Origin of the sequence: Barnesiella sp. (assembly GCF_022723415.1) — a bacterium.
In the GTDB taxonomy this organism is placed as follows: Bacteria; Bacteroidota; Bacteroidia; order Bacteroidales; family Barnesiellaceae; genus Barnesiella; species Barnesiella intestinihominis.
This window is the reverse complement of record NZ_JAIJHU010000025.1, coordinates 32,114-42,209: the sequence shown is the minus strand read 5'-3', so window position 1 is coordinate 42,209 and position 10,096 is coordinate 32,114. Positions and strand designations below refer to the sequence as shown.

The following is a 10,096-nucleotide window of genomic DNA, read 5'->3' as shown; positions in this document are numbered from 1 at the left end:
ATAAAAATGCATTTTTATATCATGAAAAACGAAATAGAAACTATGAAGAACCTGTTTCAACGAAGAAAATCGATCACAAATTATAATTCTTATTAAACTATTGAAGGGGAGAGCGTTGCTTAGGAGATGGGTGTACCTGAGGCGCGAAACGTTATTCTTTTTATTTCCCGAAATCATTTTGATTTTTTAATATTAAAAATATGTGTAGCCTATGGATATAAATTTGACTATTTCTTAATATTATTAAGAAGGGGCTATTGATTTCTGAAAAATTCAAATACCGCGAGAGGCACAGTATGTATGAAAGTAAGGGGTTCGTTTCTATAAATTTTTGTATTGTATGGTGTCTTCTGGGGTCTCTGAGAATTTCGTGAGTTATTATCTCTTCTTTATTCGGTGAAACTGAATGATTAAAAATAAAAGGTTCTCCGGTAGAATCGTGTCGATATCGAATGGATTTTGCCGGTGAGTCAATAATTAACAAAACAATTAAAAATTATCATGAGAAAAAGTGTACAGTTTTTGTTGCTGTTCTTGATGTGCATAAGCGCTTCTTGGACGTGGGCGTCGGACGCTCCCGAGCGGACCGTCTTGTTTAATATGGGAGACTATGATTCCCAATATTGGCGTATTCCGGCTTTGGTGACTGCTGCCGACAATTCGTTGGTCGCTGTGGTGGACAAACGAGGCAGCAGTTTGGGAGACCTGCCCAATACGATTTCCATTATGTCGAGAAGAAGTACCGATAACGGTAAAAATTGGTCGGAGCCGGTTGTCGTTGCTCAGGGCGGTAACGGTAAAACATATGGCGACCCGGCTGTGGTACTCGATAAAAAGACGGGAAATTTGATTTGTATGTTCGTGGGTGATCAGGGGCTATGGAATGCAACGCCCAGTCAGCGGCAAGGAATCTATGTTTCCAAGAGTACCGACAACGGTGTTTCTTGGAGCGAGCCGGTAGCTATTACCGATCAGGTGTATGCTAACCATAGCAGTTGGTATGCCGGTTTTGCCGGATCGGGTCACGGCTTATGCTTGAAAGATGGCCGTTTGATGTTTGTTTTGGCGATTCGTGCCACTTCTGCCACCGGAGTCCCTCTTCATAATTATGCTATCTATTCCGATGACGGAGGCGATAATTGGACTTTGTCGACCAATGCGGCTACAACTGCGGGAGACGAAGCCAAAGTGGTGGAACTTGAAAACGGGGATATTTTAATGAGCATCCGCAATCCGAGCAAGGGCAACCGCATTTTTTGTAAATCCACCGACCGGGGGCAGACTTGGGGCAAAGCCTATTTCGAGACGGAATTGAAAGACCCGGCTTGTAACGGCGATATCATTCGTTACTCCTATTCTACCGACGAAGGATCGGAAGGAAAGAGCCGCTTGTTGCACTCTCTTCCGGAAAGTACGACAACCCGTGAGAATGTCACGATTTATTTGAGTGAAGACGATGGTGAGACTTGGCCGATAAAGAAACGTTTGGTAGACGGTTATTCTGCCTATTCTTCTTTAACGGTTTTGTCCGATGGGACAATAGGCGCTTTGGTCGAAGAGGGTAAATGGGATAGTAATCTTCCGGGTGAAGACGGGTTCCAACTCGTGTTCTATCGATTCACGATGGATTGGCTCACTTCCGATGTTACCGAGCCTCCTGTGGTTTCGGAAGGTACATTGCAACTGAACGGTACGGATCGCTATATGCGTATTCCCTCTGCCGATGATTTTAATATTGCTATCGGTGAATCCTACACGGTTACTTGCAAGGTGAAAATGCCTTTCTCGGGTAGTTCTTGCCGTTTTGTGTCGAAACGTTCTTATACGGGAACGGCCAATAGCGGTACTGTCGGTTGGGAAATGTGGGGCGATATGAATGCCAGTACACGATTCTCTACCAACCTTTCCCCTGCCGGTTCGCCGTGGGGTGGTAAAGGTAACGGTACAGGTGTCACGTTCACTGAAAATCAATGGGTGCACTTGACTTGGGTTTTCGACTGGAACGAAAATACGACGAATATTTATGTAGATGGTGTATTGGGTGAATCGAAATCTCTACACGCCGATTTTCAATCTAAGTCTCTGGAAAATAACTTCGATGTTTTGGTCGGAGCCGGATATTCGAACAGCGACGGTTCGGCATCTGTTCCCTCCTTTTTTATGAATGGCGAGATGGACGACCTGCGTTTCTATAATAAAGCGTTGACTTTGGACGAAATTAAAGCCGATATGGACGCTACCGTAGACGGAACGACCGATGGTTTGGTGGCTGCTTATGACTTTACCGATATTTCGGGGGTGGAAGTTCCCGATATCTCAGGTCACGGACATACGGGTACATTGGTGAATTTCCCCAATTACAGTACGCTTTATACCGTGACAATCGCTGCTCCCGACCCCGAGCAAGGGACATTGAAAGTGATGAATGGTTCCACCGAAGTGGTTAGCGGAACCGGAATACCCGAAAATACGAGGTTGACTGTCGTGGCAGAACCTGCCGACGGATACCAGCTGAAAGAAATTCGGGTGAACGATGTGGCATTGGAAAGAAACGTGAACATTTTTACGCTGACGCAAGAGACTACGGTTACCGCCGAATTCGAAGAGGCCGTACCGGCATACTGCACGTACGAAGGGAACTCGTCACATGACCAGCGGTATGTCCGCAGTATCACTATGAACGGGGGAACTTCTCCTTTCTCGGTATCGGTATATTCCACGACAAGACAAGCGGTTTATGTAGACAAGACCGACAATGTGTTCGAAGCATATGCCGGAGAGGAGATACAGCCTGTCGTTAATTGGGCGGGAGAATGGATGCATGGCTACCTCTACATCGACTACGACAAGGACTACACGTTCTCTTATACTTTGGGGAGCGACGACTATCCCACGGCCGACGGTGAGCTGGTCTCCTATACGTTTTATAGCCCGAGTGACTCTCAGTGGGGTAAGAACAGCAAGGGCGAAACTACGGAGAATAACAGCAGACTGGACGATGTTCCCTCCTTCACATTGCCCGAGAGTCTTGCTCCCGGCGAATACCGCGTGCGTTTGAAAATAGACTGGTGTCACTTGGATCCTTGTGGGCATCCCGATGAAATCGCCAATACCCTTACCGGCAACGGCGGCAACATCGTCGATTTCACGTTGCGGATCGTGGAACGTCCGGCCACTTATACCGTGACCCTTCCCGAAACAGTAGAGAACGGTACGCTAACCGTGATGAACGGCAGTGTGGCCCTTGTGCCCGGAGCAAACACGGTGGAAGAAAATTCGGAATTGACCATTACCGCCACCCCGAACGAGGGTTATAACTTGGCCAGCCTCACGGTTAATGGCGAGGATATCACGAGCGGCGAGACCCATACGGTAACGGGTGCGACGGAGATAAGCGTCACGTTCGAGGCCAAGCCCACCCACACGGTAACGTATAGCGTGGTAGAGGGCGAGGGTAGTATAATACTGACGAGCGCCGACGGCACACAAAGTTACGAGAGCGGCGAGCCCATCGAGGCCGGAACATCGTTCAGGATCACGTTCGATCCTGCTGAGGATTACAAGGTAGGTAGAGTGATGTACGGCCCGAGTCAATTCGGAGCTATTATGGAGTTGACTTTGGCCTCCGACAACAGTTACACGATGCCGGCCGAACAGTTCGTGGGCAATTACACGTTCGAGGCTTATTTCGTATACGATCCGGAAACCGGCATAGCAGAGAACGATCGAGAGGCGATATCTGCCCGCTACGTGAGTGGCGTTCTCCATGTGGAGGGTGTGACGGACGGCGAGTTTGAAGTCAATATTTATAACCTCACGGGAAAACTGGTGAGAACGGCGATAGAGACAACAGTCGACGTGGCCGATTTGGCAAAGGGTTGCTATCTTGTCAAGGTAACGACCGCAGAAGCCGAGAAAGTAGTGAAATTCATTAAGAAATAAGATACAGGGAACGATGCCCTCATAAACAAAGGTCGGCGGGGAAACTCCCCGCCGACCTTTGTCATTTTTTCACGATGTCCCGCCCGTTTTGTCCTTCGGGGCATCACTCTCTATTTCATTGCCCCGTGTAATACAGGGGCTTCGAAAGGTGTCGTGAAATGTTACTTTGAATATTTTACCCTCTCCCTTGCTGTGCCCCGTAGCATTACGGGTGCTTTGCACAGCAAAATATAGGGGGAATACATTTATTGAGATTTACTGCCGATAAGAATGAATGTAGGGCTTTCTATATGGCATCGTATGACTTTGTACCGTTTTTATAAACGACGGCGCCACGGACACCTATTGCACAGCCTTCCGATTCTTCTCTTTTTTCTCCTTTGACTACTATGTTAATGGTGTGTTTCCCTTCTTCCAAGTTCAAGATGTGGAAGATGTTTATGTTGCGGTGTTCTTGTTTGGCATAGTAGTAAAAGCAGTCTATCGTGCGTTTGAATATACCATCGACATATACGTCGGCTTTGCCTCCGTTTTTAACCCACCAGCCTTCGATAGAAGCTCCTGTTCCTTCGAAAGTGAACGTTATTTCATCGCCGGCTTGTTCGCTATATTTCACATAACCGTTTTCGGCATCCTGCCAATTCCCTTTCAAAGTCCAGCAACTGTCTTTGTCGGCATCGACGATGGCTGCGCGTTTGCTGTATACCAAGTTGGGGAACGCATCTTCCATAGGAAGGGCAACCGGTTCTTGCAGTACGATGGAGTAACTGTTTTCGGTTACTTTACCGCCATTTTCCACAATGAGTTTTTCGGCATAATCCGCAGTGCGTTCCACCGCTTTGTTGAAAGAGTAGTTGGTGTGAACGAACGGTTTGTCTCCGATTTTTTCGATAGCTTCTCTATACTCTTGGGGGAACGCGCTGAATCCTTTGATGATACCCAAAACAGCCAAAGCGTTGGACGGGTTGCAGTCGGAGTCTTGTCCGCAGCGGGTGGATATTTCCAATGTCTTGTTTATATCTCCTTCTCCATAGAGCAATCCTATAACGATGTAGGCTCCGTTCAGTTTGGCATCGATATTGTATTTCGTGCCGGGGTTGCAAATGTTCGCGCGAGCCCACTTGTCTTCTAACATTTGCCAGCACTTAGTCCAGTCATCGGGATTTTCTTGGTGAAAAGCGATGACATCTTCAATGATTCTGCGATAACCGCTTTCGGCCGGTAAAGAGAGCAATGCTTTTTCGATGACAGACCGGATATCGTTCTGCAAATAGGCTTCGCTATACAGCGAGGCTACGAATGCACCGCCATACACACCGTCGCCGTAGTTCATGATATGACCCATATAATCGGCCATTTTGTTGGCCGTCTGCGGCATGCCGGGACACATGAACCCGATATAGTCAGCTTCGATTTGAAAGTCTATGTCATCGGCATGGAGGTTGAATTCGGGCTGTCCCGATTGGGGCGGAAATATGCTGTCGAAATAATTTTTGCGGGTCTGTACATTGGCGTGCCACAGTCTGAACCCGGCTGTTGCCAAAGCCTCTTGGTATTTTTTTTGTTCGGCTTGCATACCGTGTTTGTCCATTACGTCCATCAAAGTTAGCTGTACATACAAGTCGTCTTCCCACAAAGCATCTTTTACTCGGACGGGAGCCCAATGGATAGAATCTTCATACATCTTGCCCAATGCTTTGAATTCGGTAGGGAGTCCGTAGGATACCCCTATCATTTTACCTGCCCACCCACCGGCGATTTTGTCTTTCAGAGTGTCTTTGCTGATCGTAGCTTGTTGGCTGCACGCCATTAGGAAAAGAGGCATGAGTAACCCCAATCCTTTTTTCATGGTATTCATCATAAATTTTAATGTGTTAAAAGTTTATGATAAAGAGACAGAAAGGTTTGTTAAAAGGATAGTCAAGATTGAAATATATATCATTTTTTAACTTTTTGTATGATAAGTGGTCTCTTTTATGTGAAAATTTTTATGCGCCTTTCTACTTCGGATAAGGCTTGTTCATAGTCCGGTGAATAGAATTTCAGTATTTTATAGATACGCAGAGCCTCTTGATAGAAAGCCATAGCATTTTCAAGGTGTCCTTCTTCCTTGATTATATCGGCGAAATTCCTGCAACATTCTGCTTTTACCCGATAGGTGTCTTCGGTAAATCCTCCGACGAGGTATTTTTCGCAGATGTTTATTGCATCGATATATAACTCTTTCGCTTTCTGCAAGTCTCCCTTGTCAGTATAGCATTTTGCGGCTTCCAGATAGTCCGATGCCGTTTTAAAACGATGGGCGTTTTTCTTGGCGATTCTTATGTCTTCTATCGTTCGAGCTTCGTCTGTCTCATTGCTTTCTTCACACTCGCCGTCTTCGTCATCTTCCTCCATGTCCTCATCGATTTCGTCTTCCTCATCTTTGTCATCGTTGTAATCCTCCTCCTCATCTTCTTCGATAGCTCCGAATTTCAAAGCGATGTCGTAGTACTTTCTCGCCTTTCGGGCTTTTCCGGTATCTGCGAATGTTTCCGAAAGGCATAGCGCTACCGAACCTAATTCTTCGCCGCATTCTCCTGTTTTCCGGTAGATGGCGTTTAGTAATTCGTAGGCTTCGAGATAGAGCGTAATGGCTGTGTCGTATTCTTCGCATACGTAAAGTACGATACCGAGTTTCTTCAATACGACTGCCATTTTGTCGATATGCAGGGGAACCGGGCAGGCATTTATTTCTCGATAAAGTTTCAACGATTTTTCGAAACATTCGCGGGCGGGTTCGGCTGCTTCCAGATTGCAATGGGTTTCGCCCAGACTGCAATAGGCTTCCGCTAAGTCGGCTCGATTGTCGTGCCCGTCGTTACAGAGAGATTCGTAAATCGATATACACTCTTCGTATAGCTCACTCGCTCGGTCATATTCTTCGTTTGCGCTGGAAATTAGTGCCATACAGTTGGTTATGTGAGCTGTCTCTTCTCGATAGTCGGAGTCTGGGGCGTGCAGTTCCTTGAACATCGATAGTGCTTTTTCATAAGAAGGCACGGCTTGGGGCTTTTCCCAAAGCATATAGAGATCGCCCATGCGGCTCCATGTTCGTGCCATGTCGTAGCTCGTTTTGTCATCGGTGAGCCTGCTGTATATGCTCAATGCTTGTTTGAACAGGGATTCGGCCCGGTCGTATTCCTCGGAGTCGAGACGAGTATCTGCCCATGCATAAATCGAATCGGCGATGGATACTTTTAGATGTCCGCTTTTTTCGGCGGCATTTGTATATAGCGTTGCCGCTTTCTCGAACATCTCGCCGGCCCGGTCGTTTTCTCCCATATCGACCAACAAATCTCCGAAGTCCCGGCAGACTTTGGCGTGGTCGGCGGTGAAGGAGTATGGGGCTTGGGCGTGCTGCCTTTCGCGAATATCCAGTGCCTCTTTGAGGAACTTTTCCGCGTCGTCGTATTTCTCCTCGTGGCGGCAGATGACACCCAAGTTTTGGAGAACGGTGGCGATTTGATGGTCGTAAACCGGTTCTTTCGTTTGCAATCGTCTGAATATGTCCAATGCTTGGCGGAATCCCTTCCTTGCCTCTTCGTTTTTGCCGAGCACATAGTTCAGCCCGCTCATTTCCATCTTTGCCGTGGCCAAGTCGGCACTATGAGCCAATGGCATGCGGGAGGCGAGATTCGCAGCCAATTGTAGGGATTTTTGCAAGGATTCTTCCGCCTTGTCGAGTTGGTCGAGCCGTGTATAAATCGAGCCTTCCCGATTTAAAATCGAGTACAGTTTGTACTCGTATATTCTCGGAAACTCTTTGTCCAGCTCGTCGAGTATGGCGTGCGCTTGGGCTATGTATCGCAGAGCTTCTTGGGGGTGGTCCGAAAATTGCAATGCCGTAGCCATATTACAATAAATGTCGGCCAGAGCCGATCGGGAATCGGGGTCGTTGTCTTTGGCGAGGAGCTCGAATCGTATGCGTGCAGCCTCGTTGAACTCCGATAAGGCTTTGTTATATTCGTCTCGGTCGGAGTAAAGTGTTCCGAGGTTATTTTTGAGACGTGCTATATCGTCGTCATATATACCCGGTCCTTCCCGGTCGAGCCGATCATAAATATCTACGGCTTTCAAGTATTTGGATAGGCAGTGGTCGAAATCGCCCTTATCGCTGTAAAGTACTGCCATATTGTTTAATACGCCGGCGTAACCGTAGGCATACTTCTGAGGTGCTTTGCGGTATAAACGTTCGTATATGCCCGACAACCGTTCCCACGTTTCGAGGGCTTTTGTTTGTTGACCTACATCTGTAAGCAGTACGGCATAGTCGAACAGGTATTCTGCCAATGTTTCTTCGGGCAGTCGTCCCGAAACAAGGTCTATCGCCGTCGACATGAGTTTTACCGCTTGTCGGTATCTCGATTCGTCGGCTATTCCACTGACGACGATACGAGCTTTAAGCATGTATTCTCCCGCACATCGTTCTATGTTTCGGGTGAGTTCGGCGGTTGGCTGCGCTGCTGTATCGAATTTCAATTTTGCGTTCGTGGCATCGGCTTCCATATCGTCTTCTTTGAGAACGGCTCCCGCTTTGTCGATCTCTCCTTTTTCAAACAGTTCGGCGGCTGTTCTCATACGGGGGCTACATTCACCGCCCTGCATGCGGGCGATAGACATTGCCGTGTCTACGAGTGCCTTTTCTTGTCGCTCTATCTGTTCGGTTACACTCTCGCGTTCTTCCCTCAGATTAGCGAGCTCCTCGTCGGTCATACGGGAACGTTGCCCGAAGAATCCTCTTCGGCCGCCTGACTCGGCATTACCGATTTCCCGATCGAGTTGTTCCTTCCGTGATTGCAGTTCTCTGTGCGTGGCATTCTCCGAGGTAAAAGGCACATTGTTCAAGTCGGCGATCGTACTGTCTCCTATTTTCACCTGCGACTCTTTTACCTCCACCTTTATCGGGGTGGTGGCCTCTACCATTTGCAATTGTAGGACAAAATGCAGTTGCATGGTGTCGAAGTTGCTGTATCGACACCAATAGTGTCCCAGCTCTTCGAGCATGAGTCGTTTGAACTCTGCCAGTTCCCGACTTTCGCTTTCGCCTGCTTCGAGGTCTTTTATATAGGTATATATTTTGGGAGAAGCCTGCTCGTCGAACGCTTTTCGGGCAATGTTGAACTCCTCGATGGTAAATTTCCCCGCTTTTTTATGAAATAGCGCCAGAAACATGTCGCTCGCTCTCACTCGTTCGTTGTATTCGTCTTGCTTGCGCATGCCGTTATAGGCGGCGTCATAGTCCTCCCATTCGAATAATTCGATGCGTATGCCTCGTTTCTCATAAATATTGTCCAGTTTTCTAATGAGGTTCCCGAAACGATAACGATCGGCCTCTAACTCCTCGGAGGAGGCGAGAAAAATTTTGATGACTCGGTTTGTTTTCATGGTTCGATTTATCTTGATACAGTCGATAAGCGTTCGATTGCTTGTATATGTTCAGTCCCGTATGTAGTTCGTATTTACAAATATAGCTGAATTTTATTAAAAAACAAGGCGTTATACGATTAAATTTGCTCAGTTGATAATTATGGGATATCGGATCAATAAGAAATCAGAGGAGACTGTCTTTTTATACCTCTAATCCCTTTTCTCAGAAACGATTGTTTCTTCTGTGTCTCTCCTATGTTGCGAAGCAATAGGAGAGAAGGGAGATACCCACAAAGCGCCGGAGGGAATAAGGTTCGGAGCAGCACTTTTAATCCTCTCCCTGTCGTGCTCTGCGACATTGTGAGATATTTTACACTCTTCCCTTGTATTTTAACTTAGAACAGCGGGGGATTGGTATGACACTATCGGTATATTTGTTAACCTCTTCCCTTGCCGTGTCCCGTAGCATTGCGGGGTGTTCCCGAGGGAATATAGGGGGAGTGCCCATAGGGCGAGGGGGGGGTAAATATCTGATATGAACAGATTGATGAGATATCGTTTTCAACCTCTCCGCCACTTCTTGTCATCTCCCCTATTGGCTAGCGCCATACCCCGCAATGCTACGGGACACGGCAGGGGAGAATGGGGACAGTTTCAATTTGCTGCATAGCAAATTAATTTTAGAGGTTAATAAGCAATGTGTCGCACCCTTCCTTTGGGATTCTGATATAGTTACATTCCGGCA

The 10,096-nt window shown here is 47.2% G+C and carries 3 protein-coding genes; 1 reads left to right on the top strand and 2 read right to left on the bottom strand.

Translation table 11 applies throughout. The annotated features are described in order from the left end of the window. The first annotated feature begins 501 nt into the window (after positions 1–501). Complete coding sequence (locus tag QVD32_RS06730) at positions 502–3,942, top strand: exo-alpha-sialidase (RefSeq protein ID WP_118687037.1); 3,441 nt, start codon at positions 502–504, stop codon at positions 3,940–3,942. 286 nt (positions 3,943–4,228) lie between these two features. Here the strand turns inward: QVD32_RS06730 and QVD32_RS06725 are convergent, their stop codons facing one another. Both QVD32_RS06725 and QVD32_RS06720 read right to left on the bottom strand, forming a co-directional pair. Further along, positions 4,229–5,803: an ADP-ribosylglycohydrolase family protein gene (locus tag QVD32_RS06725; protein ID WP_118687038.1), complete on the bottom strand. Its 1,575-nt coding sequence runs from the start codon at positions 5,801–5,803 to the stop codon at positions 4,229–4,231. A gap of 113 nt (positions 5,804–5,916) precedes the next feature. Continuing rightward, a complete protein-coding gene (locus QVD32_RS06720) occupies positions 5,917–9,369 on the bottom strand; it encodes a tetratricopeptide repeat protein (protein ID WP_021891048.1) in 3,453 nt (1,150 codons plus the stop codon). Between the last annotated feature and the right edge of the window lie 727 nt (positions 9,370–10,096).